The sequence below is a fragment of the Sphaerisporangium viridialbum genome (genome assembly GCF_049674955.1).
Lineage (GTDB): Bacteria > Actinomycetota > Actinomycetes > Streptosporangiales > Streptosporangiaceae > Sphaerisporangium > Sphaerisporangium viridialbum.
Window position 1 is genome coordinate 7257658 of the sequence record NZ_CP187232.1, and the last position, 26388, is coordinate 7284045.

20 protein-coding genes are annotated in these 26388 nt (G+C 65.4%); 11 read left to right on the plus strand and 9 right to left on the minus strand.

Features of this window, described 5'->3' with window-relative positions; all coding sequences use genetic code 11:
- The first annotated feature begins 6 nt into the window (after positions 1-6).
- Complete coding sequence (locus ACOZ38_RS32805; RefSeq protein WP_424534938.1) at positions 7-681, plus strand: hypothetical protein; 675 nt, start codon at positions 7-9, stop codon at positions 679-681.
- A 99-nt stretch (positions 682-780) separates the two neighbouring features.
- Here the strand turns inward: ACOZ38_RS32805 and ACOZ38_RS32810 are convergent, their stop codons facing one another.
- Positions 781-1365 (minus strand): hemerythrin domain-containing protein, encoded by a 585-nt coding sequence (locus ACOZ38_RS32810; RefSeq protein WP_424534939.1) that lies wholly within the window; start codon positions 1363-1365, stop codon positions 781-783.
- 601 nt (positions 1366-1966) lie between these two features.
- Between ACOZ38_RS32810 and pulA the strand changes: the two genes are divergently transcribed.
- Complete coding sequence (gene pulA / locus ACOZ38_RS32815) at positions 1967-7768, plus strand: pullulanase-type alpha-1,6-glucosidase (RefSeq protein ID WP_424537128.1); 5802 nt, start codon at positions 1967-1969, stop codon at positions 7766-7768.
- A gap of 139 nt (positions 7769-7907) precedes the next feature.
- Entirely contained in the window at positions 7908-9659 is a 1752-nt protein-coding gene (locus ACOZ38_RS32820) for a carbohydrate-binding module family 20 domain-containing protein (protein ID WP_424534940.1), read from the plus strand.
- Positions 9660-9699: 40 nt separating this feature from the next.
- On the opposite strand, the gene ACOZ38_RS32825 is transcribed toward ACOZ38_RS32820, so the two are convergent.
- The gene (locus ACOZ38_RS32825) at positions 9700-10668 is read right to left on the minus strand and encodes an endonuclease/exonuclease/phosphatase family protein (protein WP_424534941.1); all 969 of its coding nucleotides are present in this window, start codon (positions 10666-10668) and stop codon (positions 9700-9702) included.
- A 72-nt stretch (positions 10669-10740) separates the two neighbouring features.
- Complete coding sequence (locus tag ACOZ38_RS32830; RefSeq protein WP_424534942.1) at positions 10741-12012, minus strand: MFS transporter; 1272 nt, start codon at positions 12010-12012, stop codon at positions 10741-10743.
- A 190-nt stretch (positions 12013-12202) separates the two neighbouring features.
- Here ACOZ38_RS32830 and ACOZ38_RS32835 point away from each other — a divergent pair, with 190 nt between their 5' ends.
- From ACOZ38_RS32835 to ACOZ38_RS32845, 3 genes are all read left to right on the plus strand, one after another.
- Entirely contained in the window at positions 12203-13141 is a 939-nt protein-coding gene (locus ACOZ38_RS32835) for a hypothetical protein (RefSeq protein ID WP_424534943.1), read from the plus strand.
- Between the two features lie 123 nt (positions 13142-13264).
- Entirely contained in the window at positions 13265-13519 is a 255-nt protein-coding gene (locus tag ACOZ38_RS32840; RefSeq protein ID WP_424534944.1) for a hypothetical protein, read from the plus strand.
- Positions 13483-14334: a hypothetical protein gene (locus ACOZ38_RS32845; protein ID WP_424534945.1), complete on the plus strand. Its 852-nt coding sequence runs from the start codon at positions 13483-13485 to the stop codon at positions 14332-14334. Before ACOZ38_RS32840 ends, ACOZ38_RS32845 begins: the two co-directional genes overlap by 37 nt.
- A gap of 1566 nt (positions 14335-15900) precedes the next feature.
- Here ACOZ38_RS32845 and ACOZ38_RS32850 read toward each other — a convergent pair.
- From ACOZ38_RS32850 to ACOZ38_RS32865, 4 genes are all read right to left on the minus strand, one after another.
- Positions 15901-17217 (minus strand): HEPN domain-containing protein, encoded by a 1317-nt coding sequence (locus ACOZ38_RS32850; RefSeq protein WP_424534946.1) that lies wholly within the window; start codon positions 17215-17217, stop codon positions 15901-15903.
- Between the two features lie 502 nt (positions 17218-17719).
- On the minus strand, positions 17720-18286 hold the full coding sequence (locus ACOZ38_RS32855; protein ID WP_424534947.1) for a hypothetical protein: 567 nt from the start codon (positions 18284-18286) through the stop codon (positions 17720-17722).
- 32 nt (positions 18287-18318) lie between these two features.
- Positions 18319-19143, minus strand: a complete 825-nt coding sequence (locus tag ACOZ38_RS32860) for a hypothetical protein (protein WP_424534948.1) — start codon at positions 19141-19143, stop codon at positions 18319-18321.
- Between the two features lie 711 nt (positions 19144-19854).
- Positions 19855-20373 carry a tyrosine-type recombinase/integrase gene (locus ACOZ38_RS32865; RefSeq protein WP_424534949.1) on the minus strand — a complete coding sequence of 173 codons (519 nt, stop codon included), beginning with the start codon at positions 20371-20373 and terminating at the stop codon, positions 19855-19857.
- Positions 20374-20981: 608 nt separating this feature from the next.
- Between ACOZ38_RS32865 and ACOZ38_RS32870 the strand changes: the two genes are divergently transcribed.
- The 3 genes from ACOZ38_RS32870 (at position 20982) to ACOZ38_RS32880 (ending at position 23405) form a co-directional block, all read left to right on the plus strand.
- The gene (locus tag ACOZ38_RS32870) at positions 20982-21704 is read left to right on the plus strand and encodes a Shedu anti-phage system protein SduA domain-containing protein (RefSeq protein WP_424534950.1); all 723 of its coding nucleotides are present in this window, start codon (positions 20982-20984) and stop codon (positions 21702-21704) included.
- A gap of 758 nt (positions 21705-22462) precedes the next feature.
- Positions 22463-22756, plus strand: coding sequence for a hypothetical protein (locus ACOZ38_RS32875; RefSeq protein WP_424534951.1), 294 nt, complete (start codon positions 22463-22465; stop codon positions 22754-22756).
- Between the two features lie 352 nt (positions 22757-23108).
- Positions 23109-23405, plus strand: coding sequence for a hypothetical protein (locus ACOZ38_RS32880; RefSeq protein ID WP_424534952.1), 297 nt, complete (start codon positions 23109-23111; stop codon positions 23403-23405).
- Between the two features lie 443 nt (positions 23406-23848).
- On the opposite strand, the gene ACOZ38_RS32885 is transcribed toward ACOZ38_RS32880, so the two are convergent.
- Together ACOZ38_RS32885 and ACOZ38_RS32890 are read right to left on the minus strand one after the other, a co-directional pair.
- Positions 23849-24448: an IS630 family transposase gene (locus tag ACOZ38_RS32885; protein WP_424534953.1), complete on the minus strand. Its 600-nt coding sequence runs from the start codon at positions 24446-24448 to the stop codon at positions 23849-23851.
- Entirely contained in the window at positions 24435-24692 is a 258-nt protein-coding gene (locus ACOZ38_RS32890) for a helix-turn-helix domain-containing protein (protein ID WP_424534954.1), read from the minus strand. Before ACOZ38_RS32890 ends, ACOZ38_RS32885 begins: the two co-directional genes overlap by 14 nt.
- A gap of 473 nt (positions 24693-25165) precedes the next feature.
- On the opposite strand from ACOZ38_RS32890, the gene ACOZ38_RS32895 reads away from it, so the two are divergent.
- The gene (locus ACOZ38_RS32895; RefSeq protein WP_424534955.1) at positions 25166-26203 is read left to right on the plus strand and encodes a helix-turn-helix domain-containing protein; all 1038 of its coding nucleotides are present in this window, start codon (positions 25166-25168) and stop codon (positions 26201-26203) included.
- Positions 26204-26206: 3 nt separating this feature from the next.
- On the plus strand, positions 26207-26332 hold the full coding sequence (locus ACOZ38_RS32900; protein ID WP_424534956.1) for a hypothetical protein: 126 nt from the start codon (positions 26207-26209) through the stop codon (positions 26330-26332).
- Positions 26333-26388: the final 56 nt, after the last annotated feature.

A 26388-nucleotide genomic window follows, 5' to 3' on the forward strand; every position in this document is an offset into this window, starting at 1 on the left:
AATGGGATGTCTGGCGTAAGCATCAGCCTCGACGAGGCCCTCGACCTGACACGCACCGGGGACGTCTGGCTGTTCCGGGGGCGCACGGTGCCCGACCGGGCCATCCAGATGACGACGAACAGCCCGGTCAACCACGTCGGCATGTCGGTCGTCATCGACGACCTGCCCCCGCTGATGTGGCATGCCGAGCTGGGCCGGTCGCTTCCCGACATGTGGTCGGGCACCCACCAGCGCGGGGTCCAGCTCCACGATCTGCGCGACGCGGTGGTGGTCTGGGCGACGAAGTACGGGCAGCGGGGGTGGCTGCGCCAGCTCGACCGGCCGGTCACCCACGAGATGGAGGACGGGCTGCTGCGTGCCATCGCGCGGCTCGACGGCACGCCGTTCCCCTCGACGGCCCGGCTCGCCGGCCGCTGGCTGCGCGGCCGGGTGCCCGTCTTCAGGCGGGGCGCGGGGGACGCCGCCCTGGAGACCGCCTACTGCGCGGAGGTGGTCGCCGCGACGTACCAGGAGATGGGCCTGCTCCCCACCGGGCGCAACCCCAACTGGTACGACCCCGGCCGCTTCTGGAGCGGCGACGACCTGGAGCTCACGTCGGGGGCGCGGCTGGGCGGGGAGATCCCGGTGCGGATACCCCCCGGCGCCCGCCCGACCCACCGTACCCCGGAGCCCACCGGCTGACTCCCAGGCCGGCCCAGGCATGAGCGCCCGGTCCCGCCCACGCATAGACCGCCCAGGCCGGCCCAGGCATCATGCCGGGTCGGCCAAGGCAGGACGGGGTCAGGGCCGGCCGTTCATGGCCCTTCTGATGGCGTCGCGCGTGCGGTCGACGATGGCGGCGGGCGGGCCGAGCAGAATGTTCATGGTGGCCGACTCGATGCCGGGATGCGGGTGCGTGGGGGCCATCGCCTCGGCGGCCCTCACCCCGGCCGCCATGGCGCGGCGCTCGGCCTCGTTCGTCCGGGCACGCAGCAGCGCGAACTCGTCACGCTCCTCGGCCCGCGCGTGCGCCAGCACGGTCGCGCGCAGCGCCCGGAGGTTGCGGGAGAACTCGGGGTGGTCGGTCCCCAGCCGTTCCAGGTGGCTGAGCAGCAGCTTGCCCTGCCGCTCCTCGTTGAGGCGCCGGTCCACCACCGTGTCGCCGTCCTCCAGCTTCAGCCGGGCGTACGGGTGCACGATCTCCTCCTCGGCGGTCTCGTGCACGGCGAGCATCCGCACCAGGCGGTGGAACGCCTCGCCCCGCTCGCGGCCGGTGGCCCGCTCGACCTCGTCGAAAAGCTCGGTGATCATGCCGTGCTGACGCAGTAGCAGGTCAACGACGTCATTCTCGCTCGACAGCTCAGGCGCCGTGTGACGGTCGTCCATATCGTCCTCCTTACGAGAACCGTCCGCTTACCTTCACCGGGGGGCCGAACGCGTCAGTACCCCAGGTGGCGGAACGCGCAGTGCGGGCGCGGCCAGACCCCTGGGCGGCGGCGGTGGAAAGCACGGAAAGGCGCCGAGCGGGTCGTGGCGGCGAGGCGGCCGGAGGCCCCGGATCGGGCGCCCCCGAGGGAGCGGCCCGGGCACAGCGGACGGCGTCCCACCCTGGAGCTCCGCACGAACGGCTGCCGCCAAAGCCCCAAATCGCCATTTATGCCACCAAAGAAGACGTACAGCATATTTCTCCACATCCAGGCGACTTACCGGCATTGCGGCTATTTTGTGGGGACCGGAAACACCACAGCCGGTAATCAGTAAATCACCTGGCGGAGTAGCCGCTCGACATCGACACCGGCCGACTTCCAGCCCCATGTCCTGCCGATTGGTTATTTTCAGGAAATTTCAGTAAGGCATTGCATAGATCGTGTCTTGTGAGTAACTTCCGGGCAACACCCATGAAATACGACCCGTGGAGCCTCCAGTGGTCTGGCCATTCCCCCCACGGTCCGCGAGAAGGTCTCCCGCACGCGGGCCCGGCCACTTGGTGGCCGCGGTCCTCGCAGCGGTACTGACCGCGTCGCCGCTCGCCGCCGTGTCCCCCGCCCACGCCGCCGCCCCCGAGGCGGTGACCGACCTCGCCGCCCCCGGCTCTCCAGCCCCGGACGCCGGGAAACCGCTGGTATCCGCGCTGAGCGGCAAGGCGGACCCCTCCGACAAGGACCTGGCGCGGGATGCCCTGCGCGCCGGTCTGTCGCGCGAGCGGTTCTACTTCACGATGACCGACCGGTTCGCCAACGGCGACACCCGCAACGACAAGGGCGGGCTCACGGGCGACCGGCTCAGCACCGGATTCGACCCCACCGACAAGGGCTTCTACCAGGGCGGCGACCTCGCCGGTCTGATCGGCAAGCTGGACTACGTCAAGAATCTCGGCAGCACGGCGATCTGGCTGACCCCCTCGTTCAAGAACCGGCCGGTCCAGGGCAAGGGGGCCGACGCCTCCGCCGGGTACCACGGCTACTGGATCACCGACTTCACCTCGATCGACCCGCACCTCGGCACCAACGCGCAGATGAAGCAGCTCGTCAGCGAGGCGCACAAGCGCGGGATGAAGGTCTTCTTCGACATCATCACCAACCACACCGCGGACGTCGTCGACTACAAGGAGAAGGCCTACTCCTACCGGTCCAAGGCCGCCTACCCGTACGTCGACGTCAACGGCAGGCCGTTCGACGACCGCGACTACGCAGGCAAGGACACCTTCCCCAAGGTCGACACGGACTCGTTCCCGTACACGCCGGTCGCGGAGAAGGGGGTGAAGACGCCCTCCTGGCTCAACGACCCGACGATGTACCACAACAGGGGCGACTCCACCTTCAGCGGCGGCGAGACCGACGAGTACGGCGACTTCTCCGGCCTCGACGACCTGTGGACCGAGCGCCCCGAGGTCGTCAGGGGGATGACCGACATCTACAAGACGTGGGTCCGTGACACCGGAATCGACGGCTTCAGGATCGACACGGCCAAGCACGTCAACATGGAGTTCTGGGAGCGCTTCTCCCCCGCGCTGCACGGCTACGCGGCCCAGCTCGGCAACAAGCGCTTCTTCATGTTCGGCGAGGTGTACTCCAGCGACCCCGCCATGACCAGCCGTTACTCCACGCGCGGCGGGCTGGACGCCACGCTGGACTTCCCCTTCCAGGAGGCCGCGCGCTCGTTCAGCGGCGGCACTGCCGGGGCGGCGCGGCTCGCCCAGCTCTACGCGGGCGACGACTACCACACCGACGCCGACAGCAACGCGGCCTCGCTGCCGACCTTCCTCGGCAACCACGACATGGGCCGCATCGGCCGGTTCATCAGCCAGGACAACCCCGGCGCGCCGGACGGCGAGCTGCTCAGGAGGGACCTGCTCGCCCACGAGCTGATGTACCTCACCCGAGGGCAGCCGGTGGTCTACTACGGCGACGAGCAGGGGTTCACCGGCAAGGGCGGTGACAAGGACGCGCGGCAGTCGATGTTCGCCTCGCGGACCCAGAGCTACCTGACCGACGACCTGATCGGCACGACCGCGACTCACGCGCAGGACAACTTCGTCGCGACCCACCCGCTCTACCAGGGCATCGCGGCACTGGGGAAGCTGCGTGACGCCCACCCCGCGCTGGCGGACGGCGCCCAGGTCGAGCGCCTCGCCGAGAACGGCCTCTACGCCTTCAGCCGCATCGACGCCAAGGACCAGGTCGAGTACGTCGTCGCGGTGAACAACGCCAAGGCGGCCGCGACCGCCGCCATCCCGACCTACTCCGCCGGGATGGCCTTCACCAAGGTCTACGGCGAGGCGGCGGCCACGGCCACCTCGGCCTCCGACCGCAGGCTCGCCGTGACGGTCCCGCCGCTCTCGGCGGTCGTCTACCGCGCCTCGGCCAGGCTCGCCGCCCCCGCCGCCGCGCCCGCCGTCTCCATCGCGCTCCCCGGCGCGGAGATCAGGGGCACGGAGGGCGACGGGCGGATCCCGGTCGCGGCGACCGTGCCGGGCACGGGGTTCGACCAGGTGACGTTCGCCGCCAAGGCGGGCGACGGCCCCTGGAAGGTGCTGGGCACCGACGACGCCCCCACGGTCACCGCCGCCGGCCGTACGTTCCGGGTGTTCCACGACCTGAGCGGCCTCGCGGCCGGTACGAAGATCACCTACAAGGCGGTCGTGAAGGACTCCGCGGGCCGGTTCGCCTCCGCGAGCGAGACGGCCACCGTCGGCGCGGCGCCCGTCCCCGAGGAGCCTGGCGCGGTCACGCGTGACTGGCTCGTCGTGCACTACCAGCGCTCGGACTACGACGGCTGGGGCCTGCACGTGTGGGGCGACGTCGAGCAGCCCACCGAGTGGGGCGCCCCGCTGCCGCTCACCGGAGAGGACTCCTTCGGGCGCTTCGCCTGGATCAGGCTCAAGCCGGGCGCGACCGGCGTCGGGATCATCGCCCACAAGGGCGACGAGAAGGACGGCGGCGACCGTACGGTCAACCCGGCCAAGAACGGCGAGGTGTGGCTGGCCGAGGGCAAGCCCGAGACGTTCGCCTCCCGGGCGGCGGCCCAGGGGTACGCGACCGTCCACTACAGCCGTCCTGGCAAGGACTACGACGGGTGGGGCCTGCATCTTTGGGGCGACGCGCTGGCCGACGGCGCGGGCACCGAGTGGGCGACCCCCCGCCAGCCCGACGGCACCGACTCCTTCGGCGCGTTCTGGAAGGTGCCGCTCAAGGACCCGTCGGTGCCGCTGAACTACATCATCCACAAGGGCGACACCAAGGACCCCGGCCCCGACCAGTCGTTCACCCCGGCCACGCAGCCGGAGACGTACGTCAAGTCCGGTGACTCGCGGCTCTACAAGAGCCGGGCCGCCGCGGAGAACGTCGCGATCCTGCATTACCGGCGCGCGGACGGGAACTACGACGGCTGGGGGCTGCACGTGTGGGGCGGGGCGGCCACTCCGACCGAGTGGGCCACGCCCGTCCAGCCGGCCGGGACCGACGGCTTCGGGGCGTACTACCGTGTGCCACTGGCCGAGGGGGCGACGAGCCTGAGCTACATCATCCACAAGGGCGACGAGAAGGACCTTCCAGACAACCAGTCGCTCGAACTCGCCACCGACGGCAACGAGGTCTGGCGCCTGGCCGCCACCGAGGGCCACCTGCTGCCGCAGCCTCCGGCGCGCGGCGCCGACGCCGACCTGTCCAAGGCGAAGGCCGTCTGGATCGACCGGGACACCGTCGCGTGGAACCTCACCCCCTCCGCCGCGTCGCACTACGCGATGGCCTTCTCCGAGAAGGGCGACATCGCCTACGCCAAGGGCGACCTGACCGGCGACATCCGCCTCGTCCGGCTGACCGCCGGCGCGGGGCTGACCGACGCCCAGAAGGCGAAGTGGCCGCACCTGGCCTCGTACGCGGCGCTCAAGGTCGACCCGCGCGACGCCGACCTCGTGCGCGAAGCGCTGCGCGGCCAGGTCGTTGCCGTCGAGCGGGACGCCGCGGGCGTACTGCTCACCGCGACCGGCGTGCAGATCGCGGGCGTGCTCGACGACCTGTACGCCAAGGCCTCGGCCGCCGGCCTCGGGCCCGTCTGGCCGTCCACGGGGTCGGCGTCGCCCACGCTGTCGGTGTGGGCGCCGACCGCGCGGAAGGTCGAGCTGGCGCTCTACCGCGACGCCTCGGGCGGCGGCCGTACGGTCGAGCAGATGCGGCGCGACGACGCCACCGGCGTCTGGTCGGTGCGCGGCATGCCCACCTGGAAGGGGCGGTACTACACCTTCCTGGTCACCGTGTACGCCCCGGCGGCCGGCAAGGTCGTGACCAACGAGGTGACCGACCCCTACAGCCAGTCACTCGCGGCCGACTCGGTGCGCAGCCAGCTCGTGGACCTGGACGACCGCTCGCTGCGGCCCGACGGGTGGACCTCGCTGCGCAAGCCGAAGGCGGTGAGCCAGGAGAAGGCGTCCATCTACGAGCTGCACGTGCGCGACTTCTCGGCCTCGGACACGACCGTCCCCGCGGCGAAGCGTGGCACGTACGCGGCCTTCACCGGCGACTCCGCCGGAATGAAGGAACTCAAGGCGCTGGCCGCCGACGGGCTGACCCACGTGCACCTGCTGCCCGCCTTCGACATCGGGAGCGTCCCGGAGAAGAGGGCCGACCGCACCGAGCCGTCCTGCGACCTGTCCTCGATGCCCGCCGACTCCGAGCAGCAGCAGGACTGCGTCGCGAAGACCGCCGCGAAGGACTCCTTCAACTGGGGGTACGACCCGGTGCACTACACCGTGCCGGAAGGGTCGTACTCCACCGATCCGGACGGATCACGGCGCATCGGCGAGTTCCGGTCGATGGTGGCCGGGCTCAACGGGGCGGGGCTGCGGGTGGTGATGGACGTGGTCTACAACCACACCTACGCCGCCGGTCAGGACCCCAAGTCGGTGCTGGACAGGATCGTGCCCGGCTACTATCACCGGCTGCTGGACGACGGCACGGTGGCCACCTCCACCTGCTGCGCCAACACCGCGCCGGAGAACGCCATGATGGGCAAGCTCGTCGTGGACTCCATCGTGACCTGGGCCAAGGAGTACAAGGTCGACGGGTTCAGGTTCGACCTGATGGGCCACCATCCGAAGGCGAACATCCTCGCGGTGCGGGCCGCGCTCGACAAGCTGACGATCGCGCGCGACGGCGTCGACGGCAAGTCGATCATCCTGTACGGCGAGGGCTGGAACTTCGGCGAGGTGGCGGACAACGCTCGCTTCGTCCAGGCCACGCAGGCCAACATGGCGGGCACCGGCATCGGCACGTTCAACGACCGGCTGCGCGACGCGGTGCGCGGCGGCGGGCCCTTCGACGCCGACCCCCGGGTGCAGGGCTTCGGCTCCGGCCTCGCGGGCTCGCCGAACGGTTCCCCGGCCAACGGCACCGCGGAGCAGCAGGAGGCGCGGCTCCTCCACTACCAGGACCTGGTCAAGGTGGGGCTCACCGGAAACCTGCGCGACTTCCGGTTCACGGCCTCGACGGGCAAGGAGGTGAAGGGCTCGGAGGTCGACTACAACGGCTCCCCCGCCGGGTACACCGGCGCCCCGGGCGAGGCGGTCAACTACGTCGACGCCCACGACAACGAGACGCTGTTCGACGCGCTGGCCTACAAGCTGCCGCAGGCGACGCCGATGGCCGACCGGGTGCGCATGCAGTCGCTCTCGCTGGCGTCGATGATGCTGTCGCAGGGCACGGCGTTCCTCAACGCCGGCACCGAGCGGCTGCGGTCGAAGTCCCTGGACCGCAACTCCTTCGACTCCGGCGACTGGTTCAACCGGCTGCTGTGGGACTGCTCGGCGGGCAACGGGTTCGGCGCCGGGCTGCCGCCGAAGGCCGACAACGAGGCCAAGTGGCCGTACGCCAGGCCGCTGCTGGCCGATCCGGCGCTCAAGCCCGACTGCACGGCGATCGGCGCCGCCCGGGCGCGGTTCGGCGATCTGCTGAAGATCCGCTCCTCCTCCCCCGCGTTCTCGCTCGGCTCCCTGGCCGAGGTGCAGAAGCGGCTGTCCTTCCCGGCGAGCGGCGCGACGGAGACCCCGGGCGTCCTCACCATGCACCTGGACTCCCCCGGCGTCGACCCGCGCTGGAAGTCGATCACCGTCGTCTTCAACGCGACGCCGCAGACGCGGTCGCAGACCGTGGCCGCGCTGAAGGGGACCCAGGTGACCCTCCATCCCGTCCAGGCGGCCTCCGACGACGCCGTCGTCAGGCAGTCCGCCTTCGACTCCTCGACCGGCACCCTGACCGTCCCGGCCCGTACGGTCGCGGTCTTCGTGCGGTCGTAGGCGCACCGACCCCTCCCGCGCCGCGAGACCGGCCGGCTCCGTGCCGGCGGTCCACCGGCGGGGAGGGACACACGCCGGGCCAGGTGTTGCAGCACCCGGCCCGGCACGGGATCGCATCCATCGAACCTGGAGGCCCCACGTGAGATCCTACAAATCCCGCCCCCTCACCATCACCGCCGTCCTGGCATTCCTGCTGGCCCTGGTCGGCGTCCCGCTGACGACCGGCTCCGCGCAGGCCGCCCCGTCCGGCACGAACGACGTCATCGCCAACCTCTTCACCTGGAACTGGCCCTCGGTCTCCGCGGAGTGCACCAACGTGCTCGGCCCGGCCGGGTACGGAGGCGTCCAGGTGTCGCCCCCGCAGGACTCGATGAAGCTGTCCGGCACCCACTCGTGGTGGGAGCTCTACCAGCCCGCCGGTTACGACCTGACCAGCCGGATGGGCAGCCGCGCGCAGTTCTCGTCCATGGTCCAGGCCTGCCACGCGGCGGGCGTGAAGGTCTACGCCGACGCGGTGATCAACCACATGACCGGCCAGGGCTCGACGTCGTACGGCGGGAAGAGCTTCTCCAAGTACACCTACACGGGCACGTACTCGTCGGCCGACTTCCACTACTACCCGAACGCCTGCGGCAACTCCGACAACACCATCCACGACGGCGACTACACCGGCAGCGCGAACAACGTGCAGAAGTGCGAGCTGGTGGGCCTCGCCGACCTGGACACCGGCGCGAGCTACGTACGAGCGCGGATCGCCACCTACCTCAACGACCTGCGGAGCCTCGGCGTCGACGGCTTCCGCGTGGACGCGGTCAAGCACATGAGCCCGGCCGACGTGGGGGCGATCTACAGCCAGGTCACCGGCTCCCCGTACATCTTCCAGGAAGTGATCTACGGCGCCGGCGAGGCCGTGCAGCCGAGCCAGTACACCGGGCTCGGCGACGTGCTGGACTTCCAGTACGGGCGCTACCTCAAGCAGAAGTTCGAGGGCAACATCTCCGAGCTGCAGACCTTCGGCGCCGGCTGGGGCGGGATGCAGCCGAGCGACAAGGCCGTCACCTTCGTCACCAACCATGACACCGAGCGCAACGGCTCGACCCTCACCTACAAGAGCGGCTCCACCTACAACCTGGCGAACATCTTCCAGCTGGCCTGGAACTTCGGCACGCCGCAGATCTACGACGGCTTCACCTTCGGCGACAACGACGCCTCGCCGCCCTCGGACGGCAACGGCTACGTGACGGCGGCGAACTGCTCCAGCGGATGGACCTGCCTGCACCGCGACGGCGCGATCAACGGCATGGTCGGCTTCCACAACACGGTCAAGGGCACCTCGGTGGCCAACTGGACCGCCCCCAGCTCCAGCGTCATCGCCTTCAGCCGGGGCGCCAAGGGATGGGTGGCCATCAACAACGGCTCCGGGTCCTACTCCGGCACCTTCACGACCGGCCTGCCCGCCGGGACGTACACCAACCTGACCGGAAGCGGCTCGGTGACCGTCGGATCGAGCGGCACGGCGACGGTCACCGTACCGGCCAAGGGCGCGGTCGCCATTCGCGTCGGCGCGACCGGCACCCCGTCCCCCACCCCGACCTCCTCGGCCGTCGCCACCTCGTTCAACGCGAACGTGACGACGTCGTGGGGGCAGAACGTCTTCGTGGTCGGGAACGTCCCCGAGCTGGGCAACTGGAACCCGGCGAGCGCCGTGGCGCTGTCGTCGGCGACGTACCCGATCTGGCGGGCCACGGTGAGCCTGCCGGCGAACACGGCCGTCCAATACAAGTACATCAAGAAGAACACCGACGGCTCGGTCACCTGGGAGAGCGACCCGAACCGGTCCTTCACCACCCCCGGCGGCGGCACGGCCACGCGCGACGACACCTGGCGCTGACCCCCGGCGGGCAGGCCGCGACCCGGCCTGCCCACCCCGGTCACAGGCGGAAGCGCACGACGATCGGGGCGTGGTCGGAGTCGGCGGCGTCGCGGCGGCCGGCCGGGTCCTCGGTGACCGACGGAAGGCCGTGCCCCACCACCGACCTGATCTCCTCGACCCGCTCGATGAGGGCGCGGCTGGCCAGGATGTGGTCGATCAGCTCGCCCCGGCCGTTGTGGATCCGCGAGTAGCGCTCGGCCTCGGGGATAAGGGTGGCGAGGTTCCACAACCGCCACGCGTCCCCCCGGTCGGGACGCAACGCGCCGGCCGTGCCCAGCTCGGAGCCGGGCGGCCCCAGCACGATCTGCGTGGTGGCCGCCTGCGGCTCGTCGTTGAAGTCGCCGAGGACGACCACCGGACGGTCCTGCCCGTGCCCGCCGACCAGCCGGTCCGCGAGCCCGCGCAGCGTGGTGGCCTCGGCCGCCCGCCGGTACAGCGCGTACGCGCCGTACCTGGCCCGCTCGCCCTCGTCGCGCGCCTGGAACCTGCCGCCGGGAAAGCTCAGCAGCTTGGACTTCAGGTGGCAGACCGCGACGTCCAGCGTGACGCCCTCGCCGGGCTCGACGCGTACGGCCAGCATGCCGCGGCTGGTCTGGGCGCTCGCGGGACCGGTGTCCGCGTTCTGCACGGCGGCCAGCGGGGCGGCGAAGGCCGTGACGTTCTCAAGGACGGTCACGGGGAGGCGGCTGATCACTCCCACCCGGATCCCCCGCGCGTCCGGATGCGGTGACAGCTCGGTGTGCCATTCGCCGTCCAGCGCCGCCACCAGGTCGGCCAGCGCCTCGGGCTGACCCACCTCCTGGACGCCGAGGACGTCGGGCCCCATCGCGGTGATCGTGCCGGCCAGCGCCGCGATCTTCTTCTGGTACGCCACCACGTCGTGGGGACCGTACTCTCCCCCCGGCCGGTACAGGTTCTCCAGGTTCCACGTGCCGACGACGACCATGAGCCCTCCCTGAATGTCCATGACCCCCGCCGTTCCACTATGACCACCTACACAGGGGTTGGCCACGCTTACGGGTAATCAGGCGGACTGCCACTATTTCTGAGCTGACAGCTCACTCGGGGTAGGCGATTCGAGAGCTATGTCGGCGTGGCGGACTGAGGAGCAGGCCAGCACCACGGCCGACACGCCAAGGCCGCCGATGCCGGTCCAGAGCGCGGTGCGGTAGCTCGTCATGTCGGCGATGAGACCGCCCAGCGGTGCACCGACCACGATCGCGCCGCGGTTGAGGGAGCGGATCGTGGTGTTCATCCGGCCCTGCAACCGGTCGGGGGTGACCGACTGGCGGTAGGCCATCTCGTTCGGGCCCTCGATTCCCATCACCACCCAGAACAGGAACTGCCCCGCTGCCAGCATCACCAAAGCCGCCGGGCCGGGCGCGGCCAAGGGCACCATCAGCCAGGCGAACGGCATGAGAGCCCGGGTGAGGATCATCGTCCGGCCGGCGCCGAAGCGCCTGCCCGACAGGCCGGCGGCGGCTCCGCCGAGGACCGCGCCGACGCCGGCGCACGCGTACGTCACGCCGAGCTGGAACTCCCCGACCCCGACCCCACCGGTGTCCGGGCCGCGCAGCGCGTACAGCACGTAGACGGTCCCGAGCATGCTGTGGAACAGGAACCAGGCGTGCCCGCTCAGCGCCATCGGCGCCAGCATCCGGTGGCGATACACCCAGGAGGTCCCCTCACGCAGCTCGGCGAGCAGGCTGCGGCGCTCGCCCGGTGGTGGCGCCGGCTCGGCCACGCGGATCGAGGCGATCAACAGGCCGGAGACCAGGTAGGAGGCGGCGTCCACCAGGATGGCCAACGGTGCGCCGACCGCCTTGATCAGCGCTCCGGCGAGCAGCGGGCCGGTGGTCTGAGCCACCGCGTCGGACTGCTCCAGCCTGGCGTTCGCGGAGGTGAGCATGGCCGACGGCACCAATCGGGGAAGAAAGGCCTGGTCGGCGGCATCGAAGAACAGCGACAGCGTCCCGAACGCCATCACGAACAGGATCAGCGCCGGCAGGGTGAGCAGGTCGGCGAGATACAGCAGGGGGATCGCGCAGAGCAGTACGGCGCGGGCGAGATCGGTGCCGACCAGGATGGGCTTGCGCCGGCAGCGGTCGACGATCACTCCGGCGACCAGGCCGATCAGCAGGTACGGCACCCAGCGGGCCGCGTTCAGCAGGCCGAGCTCGGTGGCCGTGGCGTCCAATGTCACCGCCGCGAGGATCTGCAGGGCAAGGGTCGTCACATAGGTGCCGAACGCCGACACCGTCGACGCCCCCCAGAACCGCCGATACCCAGGAAGACCCACCAGACGCGGCATAGCCGAAACCTTAACAATGCCGGCCATCGCCACCCCACCGGCCCCAGTCCAGGGCAAATCGCCACTGAGCGCGGGAACAGGGAACCTAGGTGGCGGGCGACCAATACAGGTAGCGGCTGAGTTCGCCACGATGGGAACGATTCCTTCTCGCGCTGGGACGGCGCTCCCGGGCTAGTGGATCATCGCCTAAGTGAAGATCCTTGCGTACGCGGCGATAGCCGCGTTCTCCCTCGGTCTGGTGGCGGCCGCCTGCGGCACACAAAGCCCTGAGGGGGACGCCCAATCCCCGGCTGCCGACGCACGAAGGCGTGACGCGAGCAAGCAGCCGCCCCCGTCACCCTCGCGCTCATCCAAGCTGGAAGTCACGGTGCTGAAGCCAGGGGAGAAGCTGGACATTCCCAACCCAGGAACCGGCGCGGGCGATCCGCGGCTGGTATCGGCACTGCTCACGGACTTCCAGGTGGCGCGGGAGTCGGAAACGCTGCCGGCCGCGGTGGTCGCCCTGCCGGTCACCGACCTTCAATCGACATTCATACCGCTCCGCATGATCAGCAGCCCCTTGTACGGCGCTCCCGCGTGCGACAAATGGACCGCGGGACTGTGGAGCACGGTCCTCCACGACTTCAACCACCAAGGTGTCCAGATAGGCGTGACCGAACTCGAAACGCCCAAGCACACCTCCGCGACGGGCCCACAGCCCGACGCCGAATCATTGTTCCGGGAACTGCGGAACGAGTCCGCAGGTGGCTCGCACAAGCTGGACCTCAATGCGTCCACCGAGGACCATCTGACGTTCGGCGAGGCCATCATCACGGGACCCGCACAGATGCTGGCCAGTCTGGCCGACACCAGCGAGGTCGCTTCCTGTGGACGCCTGACAGGTGATGAGGGTGACTCGGGAGCCGTCGAGCCATTCCCCGTGCCGCCTCTCGGCGAGCGGTCATGGGCCTTTCGCATCACCGGCAGGCACGAGCCCGTCTGGCAGTGGGTGGAGGTGGTCCAGACACCCCGATACCTGATAGAGATCAGCATCCCCGTCCAGTCACCGGCCCCTGGCGCCGACCCGGCCGACCTGCTCCCCCAGATCGCCGAAGCCGCCTACGCCAAGGCCGAAGCGGCCTTCCGATAGGAGTTCGCGACTCGAACCTGCGGCACCCGCGTTAGGAGAGCGCGGCCGGAACCGTTCCGCCAGCTGATCTGACCTGGGCAAACAACCTGTACCAGTGCCGCCCCCCGCTTGATCATCCCGTGCATGTCCCGCAATCGCGCCATCGCCGCCGAAACCGGCAGCCGGCTCATCGAAGCGCAGATCATCCCCACCGACGCGCTACGAGCTGAAGCCGACCTGTACGGCACCATGGAACTGGCCCAGCAGCTCCAGGCATCCGATGTCGGCCCGGAACTCTCGAAGCGCTCTCCGAGGCCGTCGAACTGCTCTGCCGCGCCTACCCGGTCGTATCGGCCGCCACCTTGCGCGACCGCACCCAAAAACGCCTCGCCCAAGTAACCCGCCTACTGTCCGGACGCCTCACCCTGGCCCAGCACCGCGAACTATTGGTCATCACCGGCTGGCTTACCGCGTTGCTCGGATGCGTCCACTACGACCTGGGCGAACGCGAGGAAGCCGAAACCTCCCGCCGCGCCGGCTACGAAATGGGTCACCAGGTCGGACACGGCGAACTCATGGCATGGGCACACGAGATGTCCGCGTGGTTCGCCCTGGTCGAAGGCCGCTACGAAGACGTCGTCACCGCCGCGCGCATGGGCCAGGACGCTGCCGGCCTCAGTAGCGCCATGGTGCAACTCACCCTGCAAGAAGCCCGCGGACTGGCCCGCATGGGAGACCGCAAAGAAGCCGACCACGCCCTCTCCCGCGGAGCCGGCATCCTCGCCAAACTCCCCATCCCCGAACACCCTGACAATCACTTCGTGTTCGACCACGCCAAATGGATGTTCTACGCCGCCACCGCCTACACCTGGCTAGGCGACGACGACCGCGCCGAAGAACACGCCCTTGAAACCATCCAAATGCACACCCGCCCGGACGGCACCAGCAACGCCCCTATGCGCGTAGCCGACGCACATATAGACCTCGGCATCATCCACGCCCGCCGGGGCGACCTCGACGCCGCCGTCGACCAAGGACTTGCCGCATTCGACATCGAACGCAAATCCCTCACCGACCTCGTCAACCGCGCCAGCGATCTCGACCGCGTCCTACGTCAAAACTACCGCCGCGAAGCCCTCGCGGAGGAGTTCCACGATCGCTACCTCACCGCCCGCCGAGCCCTCACCACGCGCCACCCAGAACTCCTAGACTAACTCCATCTCACGTCCACCTATCGCTTCTGGCCACACTCTCGTCCCAGAAGCGCTGTCTCCAAATTGTCGGCCCGGTCGACTATCCTGCTCATCGTCATGATCTCCCAATGACGGGTGGTGGGGCGTTGGCACGGAAGCTAGATCCTGAACTAGCTAGGCAACTCATGCGAGCAGCTGGCGCAGAGCCTCTAGAGCCTTATGAACGAGCAGTTAAGCCATGGCGTTGCCGGTGCCTCGAATGCCACATGGAGATCACTCCCACATACGCAAATGTCGTCCTTACCAAACAAGGTCCTTGCATCTGGTGCGCAGGGCTGGCACGCATTCCTGAAGAGACAGCCCGCAACATAATGATCGAACTTAACCTAGAGCCGCTAGAAGATTACCCGGGAGTCAATAACCCCTGGAAGTGCTTATGCCTGGTTTGTAAACGCCTTACCGAACCCACGCTGTATTGGGCTCGCAAGGCCAAACGATCCGCCTGCAAATGGTGCGCCGGGGTTGAAATCCCCCCAGAAAAGGCAGTCCAGATCATGGTGGACGCCGGCTGGGAGCCCTTAGCCCCCTATCCTGGCGTGAAAGAAAGATGGCGAAGTCGCCACAAAGAATGCGAAAGAATTAGCTCACCATACCTGGACAGTATAAAGAACGGTCAACGGCGTGCCTGTAATTCATGCGCCAACAATCGCCCAATCACACAAAAAGTTGCAGAGATGATACTCCTAAATGCTTCACCCTATGGAGCCATCCCACTGGAACTGTACCGTGGCGCACGAACGCCATGGAAAGTACGCTGCATAGGATGCGGCACAGAGGCTAGCCCTCGCCTAGATAACATTCGAAGCGGGCAAGGGGTCTGCGCCGGATGCGGACTTGGTGGAGGGTTCAACGCATCAACTCCAGCACTTATCTACTTGATCACAAACCATACTATCAACGCCGCCAAAGTGGGAATCTGCAATATTGGCGCAGCACGACTTCAGGGTCACCGAAGAGCGGGGTGGGGAACTTATAACACGACGCATTTATTTGGCTTCCAGGCCAGGCGAATTGAAAGGGTTATTCTAAAACACTGGCGAACCAATCTTCACTGGCCTGCCGTTCCTGAATCCGCAGAATACTTGCCGCACGGAGGATGGACCGAGACCGTATCACTAAATAAGGCAGACGCGCCTACGCTATGGGCTCAGATTAATTCGGCCTGCACTGCCGAATTGTCCTTATAATTATCAAGGCGGCGGCGCTCCCCGCCGCCGCACGGCCCGCCGCCCGCCCGCCGACCGGGCGTGCGGCGTGGGCGCCGGTCCCGGCCAGCGGCGGGAACGCGGGCCGCCCGCCGCACCACGGACCCGCCGTACCAAACTTGCACCCGCCGCCCAGGGACGCGCCGCCGCACAGATAGAGCACGACGATCGCCATGCTACGGCGGGTCATCGTACGGGGTCGGGGGCGATCGAAGCTCCGGGACTTCGTTCCTCAGTCCCGGACCACCGGGCGACCAGGGCTGCAGTGCGCATTCTGCTGACGCAAGGGGCTTGGTTCCATAAGATCCGCTGCTGAGCCGGTCTACGTATACAGAGACCGGAGCCCTCGGCCCAGGCGATCGGTCCTGTGGCTACAAAACAGCTGACGACTTGGAGCCTTTGAGCCGGCTACACGATTAAGAAGCGCAGCCGTCAAGAGGAGCCGTCCGCTTCGTGCAAGATCCGATACCCTGTGCGGATCGATGGCGTAAGTTATCTCGTGTTTAAGCTTGTTATACGTCCCCCAAAAGTCTTTACCCCACTTGTCGGGGTCGCCAACCCATTGCGTGAAGGGATCGCCAACACGACCGGCCAGCGCCTGGGCGAACGGCCTGCCCACCGCCCAGGCGGTTGGTCGATTACACCTGACCCAAAACTCGATAGCCGAGGCAATGTCCAATAGAGATGTTTCGGCTGTCGTGGGGCCATACCGATAGCGATTGACCACCGGTCCAACCGCACGTGGATACTCATCGCACAAACGGATCCATCGTGCAAGCCCAGCGATTCCTCCAAGCGCTGAGAGGCTGAAGAGTGGACTCTGATCCATGGACTTGGGAGTCGAGACTCCGGCCAGTGGCACCATGAGGGCGCCATTCCATAATTCAGGGCGGGAAGAGAGGTCAATTCCATCCCGCTTCTTCAGGTGTAGTTCGGCCGACCCACTGTCTGCAGCTACGAAGCCCTCCCATGCAAGGTTGAGAAGCTCCTGGACATGAAGCAATGGCTGGAGCAGATCCCAGACATCTCGTGGGCGAAGGCTCGAACAACCGACTTCTACTGGAGCGCTCAACAATCGTCGGTCTTCGTCCCCATCTACCTTCCACGTCGTTGAGAGGGCCAGGGTCCTCCCGTGCTTTAGCTTGTGGCCGATAGCAGCTGTGGATTTTAGCGTAACTGTCCAGCTCTGAAGGCGGCCATGTTCGTCCATCTCCCTATTCTCTTCGGTAGCTGACAGGTCAGCCCAATCCCCGATCCCGTGAAAGCTCGCCCTGAGAGATAAAATTTTGGAGCTTCGAAGCCTATCGAAAGGGATATTACTGAGGGCAGTTCTGGCCTTGTAATGTCTCGACGATGCCCGATAGCCGCCACGTTGAGTCCACCCCGCTCGGATAGTCTCAAGGAAGAGAATGGATTTCTCCGGAAGTAGAGCTGCTATACCCTCGGGCGAGCCTTCGGCCTGTCTGGCCGAGAATTTTCGCGAGACGTCCTCGTCAAGGGTCTCAATTACCAGCCATCCACCGTCCCGATGAACATAGCCCCGTTCTGGATCCGTTCGAAGGTCAGTAACTTTGGCATTGAACGGCCAAAAGAACCCTAGACTCCCCTCGAGTTCCTTGCTCAACGAGGAACTTCCCATCAGCGACCACCCACTACGTGACTGGATTGTTCAATCATTGATCTGACATGGTCACGAGACACTGGATCCACTTAGAAGCCGGCGCAGCAAACTCACTCCAAGAATTCCGCAATATCTGCACGGGCGGCGAGCGGATCACCACGAGTTTGCAGTTTATTCTGAGGCTGGCCATCTCACTTCGAAAGCCATCTTAGGGGCCACCTGGCGGCCGGCGGCCGAGCGCAACCAGATTGATGTGAACGGCGAGCTGCCCGCAACCTGGAGGGTGTACTGATCCGGATGGCTATGAGGGTCGTTTGAGAGCCCGCGGATCAGAAGGTCAGCGACCCTGTTCTAGTGGTTAGGGTACACCTCTAGTCCGATGGCCCTTGATCTTCTTATCTTCCTCGCTGCTCAAGCAACGCGGTCGTGCCCACCCTGCCCAGTGCGCCCGTTCCGCTTCGGCCGCACCGCCTGGGTGACAGTACATGAAACCATTATTCAGACTTCCTTATGTCCCAGCCTACGGTTTTCGACTGAGTTTGCTTTGCCATATCGGATTCAGCTTCGGAGCTTGCAGCAATCCTGGAGCGGCGATATCCAAATCGGACACTGCCATTATTGCATCGAATAGCCAGACGAGACGCATAAAGCTGAATGCACCGACAATAATCGCATACTCGAATAGGAATCGAATCGACAGCGTATCGCTGGCATTGTCTAGCACTTGAGCAAGTAGGCAGAGCGCCGCCGACAAGCCCACGTTTAGAAGTAGATATGTCCAGTTTCGGCGAAGAGCATTATGGAAATGTAACCGGACTTTCTGCGCCCTCTCTCCACTTGCTGCCATGTACACCGTTGCCGCAATAGCGCTAAGTCCCCCGAGTACGGATATCACTGTAGCGCCGGTTCCATATACCGCTAACCGCTGTTCCTTGCTAATCCAGGTCAAGATATCCCCGTGACGGTGATATCTGATGAGGTAGACATGAAGACCTAAGATCACTGTGGAAAGGATGTAGTCGATCCACGGGCTCTCTGACCACCAGCCGACCAGGGCGCTACCGAGTCGCCGCACCGTCTTCACCATCCTCCAGTGATGGCTCCAGCCTTGCAGGCCGGTCAGGTAGCACCGACTGCTAGACGAAGCTCTGCCTCGTGTTCAGCTGCTACCCCTAGGATCGCACCTATCGCCGACAAAATTCTGATCGAGTTGCCTTGATCATCTACCGCCGGGATCCTACGCTTCGCCGTGATGTGATGCTCGACCAGCTCAACGAGCTGCGTGTATTCGGTTCCAGAGGCTTCGGCATAAACCAGGGTGGCCTTGGCCTTCTCTGCCGCTTCGGGCATCACCCCCTCGATGTCCCGGAGATCTGCAAGGAGGTTCTGCCGATCCGCCCATCTGCCTTTACCGCGGGGGACAGTGATGATCAGAGTGACATTGATATCACCGTAATCAGCTCTAGCCTTCTTGAGAAAACCAGCAAGTCGTCCCGAGCGCTCGTTAAGCGCACCAATCTTGTGTGATCCTATTCTTATTTCCACTCTATTTGCGCCGCTAGCCGTACGGAGGCGCTCCACTTGGGCCTTGGACATCAATGGCCGCACGATCAAGTCTGCATTACCGAAGGCTTTCATGCCATTCAGCCACGCTTCAAGTGATTTGTGACTCGGCGATGCCGTCGAACCTTGCATTATTCCCACGACGTTGCCATAAGACAAGAAACACATCACCGACGTCTCAAGATACCCCTCCCTGGCCTTAGATTCCAGTTCACGCCACTGCCCAGTATCCCAATTCATGACAGACAACCACTCGCCATGTCCTTTCACGCGGTGCAAAAGTAGATGATCCTCTTCCTCGGCCGTAGCGATGTTGCCGACAAATCTAGCTGTCCCTTCGAAGGTTCGTTCGTCAACGCTCGAAGATGCGATAGCAGCCAAGAACTCCTCCCAAGCAAACTACGAAACGCGGCGCTGTGCTCCTTCTTTAGACATCACGACCTCATAGAACGCTACCGTGCGCTCCTTCAGAGTTGTTCTCTTAACCATGAATCCTCCTAGTCATCTCAGGTAACCACACACAATAGCCGCTTCTAGGTGGCCAAGGTGCAACAGAACCGAATAGTCCCGATTTAAGACCATTTGTGAGGTCCCAGTTCGGGCCGACTGGTGCCCTACCGCCATATGTGAAAAACTTTCAGCTTCTCAGCAAGAGAGATCTTGTGAAGGAGGTGCGGATGATCAGCGGCGGTAGTTCGAAAGATCAAATATCGACACCCAAGGAACCCGATCATGACCCACTACCACTCCAAGGTTGGAGGGAGCGCGCCACCAGGAAACGGGAAGAGGTCACGACGGAACCTGGTCATGATCGAAATGTGCCCAGGGGACCTGGTCGTCGGGCCATTGGCGGGCCATTAACCAGGGTGACGAGGGGTCAACCACGGTCACTCTAGACCGGCCCGCAGCGCAGGTCAGCGGCTCTATGTGCGGTGATCGATGTACTTCCCAAGCTGACAGCGCGGGTTCGATTCCCGTCACCCGCTCACATGCGTCAAGGCCCAGGTAGGACGGAATCCCCGGACCCTGGGCCTTGATTATTTCTACGACTGTTTGATCTTCACGGGCCATTAGCGGGCCATTAGCTCTTGATCACCCTGCGGGCACCAGCACTCCGGCCGTACCGTCGCTCTCGTCGCCGTCCCGCTCTTCAAGCTGCTTGTTGATCGCGTCGGTGATCGTCTTGTCGGCGCCCCGTACGGCGTGCTGATAGATCATGGCCGCCCTGACGTTGTCATGCCCCATCCGTGCCATGAGGTCTTTGAGCCCAGCGCCGGACTCTGCGGCGAGCATGTTGCCCGTATGCCGTAGGTCGTGAAAGTGCAGACCTGGGGTGCCCATCTCCTTGACCACATCCACCCACCGCGTACGGGTATTGAAGCCGCTACGACGGAGCGGACCGCCCTTGACGCCAGGGAACATCAACGCATCAGGCGCATCCTGGACATAGGTGCTCAGGTGCTCTCGCAGCGCGGGAACGATCGCCTTGGGAATGCCGACGACACGACGGCCGGCCTTGGACTTGGGAGGGCCGAGGACCAGTCCCCCGGTCGACCGTTCGATGAAAGCCGCCCGAAGCAGCACCCGGATAATCATTTCGTGTTCGACCACGCCAAATGGATGTTCTACGCCGCTACCGCCTACACCTGACTAGGCGACAACGACCGCGCCGAAGAACACGCCCTCGAAACCATCCAAATGCACACCCGCCCGGATGGCACGAGTAACGCCCCCATGCGCGTAGCCGACGCTCACATAGACCTAGGCGTCATCCACGCCAGACGAAGCAACCTAGACGCCGCCGTCGAACAGGGACTCGCCGCATTCGACATCGAACGCAAGTCCCTCACCGACCTAGTCAACCGAGCAGGCGGCCTAGACCGCGTCTTACGCCAAACCTACCGCCGCGAAGCCCTCGCCCAAGAATTCCATGAACGATTCATGACGGCCCGGCGTGCGCTAACTAACCGCCGCCCGGAGCTTCTCGATTAACCTTCTCGATCCGCAGAGACTTGACCTGAGGATCTTCGCCCCAATGCACTTCTATGCTATTCGTCATCTCACATGTCACTGTGACAGGTCGCTGGCGCTCCTTCAAGACTTCGGCAGCATCAGACCAGGGCTAGAACGTAAGCTGCCATCGTGACTCAATCCGCTTCCCCCCTATCGAGGACAGCTTTGGTGAACCCTTCATAGGTCACCTACCGGGTTACCTTGCCGTGAACGAGGCGACGGCCCCAGGCCGACCGAATCAGGAGGCCTACGATGCCGCGCTCTCAGAGCGTTGGCATGACCTCCTCAACAGCTCGGCGTCCCAAGAGGAACGTTTGCTCCAAGGGTTCCTGGAACGCCACCCATCGTTGCTGCCCGGCTCCCACAGCGTCGATGGGGACTCAGGTCACGCGGCCTTCCCCATGGCTGTGATTTCAAAGCCCAAGCTCCCTGGATTGAGTGATCGGGAGCCCGACTTCATGTGGATCGCCTCCGACAGCGGAACGCTCTATCCGATCTTGGTCGAGATCGAAACTCCACACAAGAAGTGGTTTTACGGAGATCGCGCCGAGATCCATAGCGAATTTACTCACGCTCAAGGACAACTCGCAGAATGGCGGGCATGGTTCAACCGCGGTCACAACCGTTCGGCGTTCCTCGAGTACTACGAGATGCCGCCAACACTGGCAAGAAGACAACTCGCGCCGCGCTTCGTACTAATCTACGGACGTCGCGACAATTACGCGGGCTCCCAACGCCGACAGGAAAAGCGCGCTGAGTTGGCGCGTGCAGATGAACGTCTCCTGTCTTTTGACCGGCTCACCCCCGCCAAGAACAGCGTGTGGTATTCCTGCGTACGCAAGGAGCAGGATGGGTACAGAGCACTGGCGGTCCCGCCGTCCCTCACACTCTTCAACGAGGGCCGCAACTATAAGCTTGTCTCCGGATAAGGCGCTGGACTCCTGCCCCGATATGGCAGACTCACGACGGGATTATCTCAAGGAACAACTACACCTCTTGACCGAGAATCCTAATGCTTACGCCCGATCCCTGGGCGGAATGCAGGTTCTGCGTCCCCAACTGCTATGACCTGCGCAGGCCCCCTGGTTGCAATCACTCAGCCAAGGCGGATAATTGCAAGTTGCTGATTTGTTCTTATATGTGTCAAGCGGCGGCGCGCCGCGCCGCCGTACGCCCCGCGCCGACGTCCCCGCGCCGCGCATGCGGCCTGGGGGCCGATCACGGCGCGGGCGCCGCGCGGGGCATCGCCGTAGGCGCACCCCGCCGTACGTCAGTGCTTCGCCAACCACCGACCCGCCGCCGCCCAGGCGCTACCAGCGGCTTCAGGTGCGTTCCCCTGTGCCTGCTCGCGTCGGTCATGTTCCGCATTCGCATCGTGCAGTGCCCAGAACGCCAGGCCCATAGCGACGAGCATGGTGAGCATCAATAGAGCGAGTCCCACCGTCAGCGACACAGGTATGAGCGCTGCTGCCGTCGCACTTGTGGCCACTGGAATGAAAAGAAGGAACGTCCGCTGGCGCATGATCCAAGTGTGCACCTTGGTGGCTCTGGCCGGAGGGTCGTAGGTGGCCGAGGTATGGGTGGGCCATCACACCACTACAGGTTGCGATCGCGCTGTGGTCGGTCGCCGTACGGGGTCGAGGGCGATCGAAGGTCCGGGCTTCGCAGCCCCGGCCCACTGGGCTTCGTGGCCGGCCGCGTGAAGGTGCCCAAGGTGCCCAGGCTTGGGAAGATGCGGAAGGAGGCGCGCGGATCGTCTGGCCTGGAGGATGTTGACATGAGCGATCTCTGGGGGGTCATTGATGATCACATCTTCAACGAACGCATCCTCCCAGCCATGATGATCACGCGGGAGCAGTTCGGAGGTTCGATTCACGAAGCTATCGACAGGTTCGCCGAGCGTTACGAGTATCTCCGAGAGGCGCGCCCCGATGACTTCACGAAGCCTCGTGAGGACTATGGGCGAGACTTCTATTCCTAGGTGAGCGTGCCAGCAGGTTGATGGGCCGCCCCGATGCTCGCCAGTACATCAACCGCTACATCAACCCGGGCTCACACCAGCCCACGCACACACATGTCAGCGATCGCCTGGAGTGCAGATCAGGCCGTGGGAGCGAGGTCGCCGATCACGATGCCTACTCCTGAAAAGCGGAAGGTCGAGGCACCGTGCCCGTTGCGTGCCCGATGTGGCGGTGATCAAGGGGGAATCACGGGGAGCTATGGGCAGGGCTGCATGGCCTCTGACCAGCAGTGGAGCAGGTCAGGCGATCACGAGCCGAAATCTTCCAAACTGGTGATGCGACATGCGAGCAACTCCTCAGTAACCTCGACGGGTGATCGATCACGGCATCGACTTTCCTCAATACCGCCTGCATGTTGTCCCCGCGGTCGTCGCACTTGCGAGCCCGAGCTGGCAACGTGAGGTGTGGCTGAACCCCGGTGAGTTCGAGGATCTCGACTATGCGCTTCAGGGCCGCGATGGTCGAGGCAGCCTGGGTCACCGCCCCACCCGGTCCAGCATCGGCACCCGGCTGCGCCGCCTGGGCCGCGGCTTCGGCAAACAGCACGCTAAGAAGGGCGCGGTCGCCGTCGCCGACACCCTGCTCCCACCCTGCTTTGTCATCGCTTAGGCGGTCATGGCTAGCAATACCGACTACCGAGAAGACGGCAACGACTTCTACGCCCGCCGCAGCGTCCGCCACGCCCAGCACCTGGCCGCCCGTCATCAAAAGACCCTGGAACGCCATTACCAATCCTCCTCGCAATTAGGGATCGGGCGTGCGGCGTGGCTTAGGGCTGGCTGAAGGCTTTCGCTTGCTTGATGGACGGGCCCACCCTCTGCGCCAAGATGATCACTGCGTCATCCACTCCGGCGGTTCCAGTTGAGGTCGCCTTGCGCCACGTCTCCGCGACCTCCGAAGGGTTCTGCTGATAGAGGTTGCGGAGGAGCATTATTGCCACGCGGACGATATCGGGGAAATCCCGCTCTACAGCGATCTGGAGGCCTTCCACAATTAATGCAAGGCCCTCCTCAAGTTGTTCTGATTCACTTAGAGAGGCTTAATGGCTGGGGTTAGGGTGGGTGGAAGTCCAGGCCGGTCTTGGCGGTGAAGCCGGTGATGAGGGCGGGGCGGTACTGCATGCGTTTGAGCCGGTTCTTCACCGCCGCGATCAGCTGGTCCACGGTGCGCATGGCCAGGTTGGCCAGGCTCTTCTTCATGTGCGCCCACACGCCCTCGACCGGGTTCAGCTCCGGAGCGTAGGCGGGCAGATAGAAGACCGTCAGCCACGGCCGTGCCTGGATCAGAGCTCGCATCGCGGCCGAGGTGTGGGTGTTGAGGTTGTCCCACACCACTACCACCGGCCCGCCGAGCTGCTGGTGAGCGGCATCGAACAACGCCGCGTAATCGGCCCCGGAGAAACCCCTGCGTTCGGCTTTACGGCCACGGTGCTGCCGCATCCGGTAGATCAGCCGCGGCCGGTGACCCGGCCGGGTGGCGATCAGCCCGGCGACCGACACCCTGCCGGTGCCCTTGACCGGTAACGACACGATCGGGGTGCGTCCCTTGCGGCCCCAGGTGCGGCCCTTGGGGGACCTCAGGTTCTGCCCGGCCTCGTCTTCGAAGCAGAGCCATGCCCCTTGCTGCGCCGCCAGCCTTTTATGATCGGCCACTGCTCGTCCTTCCAGCCGGCGATGGCCTGCACATCGCGTTCGGCGGCGCGCCGGGAGGGGGCCTGCGTCCGCCGTTCTCCAGCGCCCGCCGCCACCGGCCGGCCGACATCAGCGAAACCCGGAACTCGGCCGCAACCTGCGCGTCAGTGGCACCCTCGGCGAACCGGTCCGCCGCCCGCATCCGCACCTGCTCCCGGCGTAATCGCTGCTCGGCGGTCAACCCACCACCATCGGGATACCTCATGACCCGGGCGTGACACCTCAACAACCGGCTGCCAGCTCACCCACAGGTGAGGACACCTAACCCTCACCTTTGAAGCTCTCTAGCAACTGGCCATTGACAACGCAGCTGGTGGCCAAGTCCACCGAGTGGACCTCAGGGTTGGCACGAGCAAGCGTGCGCCTGACGTCCTTCGAACGCCGCCTGCCGGTGACCGGGCTCGCGCTCGACGTGCGGCGGGAGTCTGTCTCCCCTTGCGACAAGCGGCGTAACCAGTTGCCGCGGTGCCCATCACCGTGGCCGCGACCGTCGACGGCCCACACCGGTGTCGAGATGAACCGTCGATTCGACATGCTCGAATGCCCGGTGAGGAATCCGTCGATCAGCCAGTAAAGTCCACGAATCGAAACCCTTGACAAAGTGTCTCGCATTTATCAAGGCTGTGATCAGGTACCAAATCGAAGAGGATTCGAGTTATTCGAATGGTGACGACAGAAATGCCGACGACGAGAAAGTCGTCGAGTACGACCAAGGCGTTCGAGCTGCTGGAGACGGTGGCGTCCGCCGGCACAGCGGGTGCGAGCCTGTACGATCTGGCAGCCGCGTCCCATGTCGCGGTCAGCACGGCCCACCGCTACGCCGCATCCCTGCTTGAGCTCGGCGTCCTGGAGAAGGACGGCGGCGGCCGGTACCGGCTCGTCGACATCACGATGACCAAGAAGGACACGATCGACCACCCCGACCGGCCCAGCCGATTCGCGTACGGGGCCACGCAGATCGAAGCCGAGGTCCCTTACACGGTGTTCAAGGACAGCCCGTCTGTGGACATGTCCGTGGCGCTGCACAACCCGACGGACACGGCGAAGAGCTACGAGTACTGGACCTGTACCACGCTTGCACCGGGCGAGGAGTCGACCTGGGGTTCGCCGACGATGGACATCGTCACGAACGTCGACACCATCCGGTACGACTCGGCCTACCGCTGGATGGCCGACGTCGAGCAGCCGGCTCACCCGCAGACGCCGACCGACCGGTATCTCGTGCTCGACAAGATCAAGAAGATGAGCGAGTGGCGTAGCGACGGCATCGCCTACGGTCAGGATCTGGCCACCACCCCGCAGAACAACTTCTGGGGCGTGGTGAACCAGGAGAACCGTGAAAGCGTCGTCCGCGTCGGGGACAACACCATCACGCCCGGCATGAAGTTCTGGGAGTGGGGACAGAACGGCTCCTTCGACACAAATATATTCCGGCGCGGGTCGTCCGAACGGCCATACATCGAGCTCTGGGCGGGTACGTCCGACAGGTTCTTCTCCCCGGCGGTCCTCCAGCCGCACCAGACGGGCTCGTGGACGGAGTCCTTGGCGTCGGCGCTTGGGCTCGCCGACGTCACCAACGCCACCGCCGACGGCGCCGCGCACGTCGGGCTCGCCCACGACGACGAAGGTGTGTCGGTCACGGCCAACGTGTTCACAACCCTCATCGTCCAGGACGTGACGGCTGCCCTGGTCGACGACTCGACCGGAAGCAGCTGACGAGTGCGACTCACGGGTGACGCGTACGTCTCGCACGCACTCTCGGCACCTGTCGAGTCCGGTGCGACCGCGACGCTCGTGCTCACCGATGGGAAGGAGTTACTGCGCGCGAGCGCGACCGACGAGTGAACCGAAGCAGCGCACATCGGCACCCGTGACGGGGGCCGCGCCTCACGCGCGGCCCC

Coding starts and splice junctions, on each gene's coding strand:
- ACOZ38_RS32855 (WP_424534947.1), bottom strand. CDS start 18,286: ATGGTGAAGACGGTGCGGCGACTCGGTAGCGCCCTGGTCGGCTGGTGG.
- ACOZ38_RS32840 (WP_424534944.1), top strand. CDS start 13,265: ATGTCCCGCAATCGCGCCATCGCCGCCGAAACCGGCAGCCGGCTCATC.
- ACOZ38_RS32805 (WP_424534938.1), top strand. CDS start 7: ATGTCTGGCGTAAGCATCAGCCTCGACGAGGCCCTCGACCTGACACGC.
- ACOZ38_RS32830 (WP_424534942.1), bottom strand. CDS start 12,012: ATGCCGCGTCTGGTGGGTCTTCCTGGGTATCGGCGGTTCTGGGGGGCG.
- ACOZ38_RS32890 (WP_424534954.1), bottom strand. CDS start 24,692: ATGAGGTATCCCGATGGTGGTGGGTTGACCGCCGAGCAGCGATTACGC.
- ACOZ38_RS32810 (WP_424534939.1), bottom strand. CDS start 1,365: ATGGACGACCGTCACACGGCGCCTGAGCTGTCGAGCGAGAATGACGTC.
- ACOZ38_RS32850 (WP_424534946.1), bottom strand. CDS start 17,217: ATGGGAAGTTCCTCGTTGAGCAAGGAACTCGAGGGGAGTCTAGGGTTC.
- ACOZ38_RS32895 (WP_424534955.1), top strand. CDS start 25,166: ATGCCGACGACGAGAAAGTCGTCGAGTACGACCAAGGCGTTCGAGCTG.
- ACOZ38_RS32825 (WP_424534941.1), bottom strand. CDS start 10,668: ATGGACATTCAGGGAGGGCTCATGGTCGTCGTCGGCACGTGGAACCTG.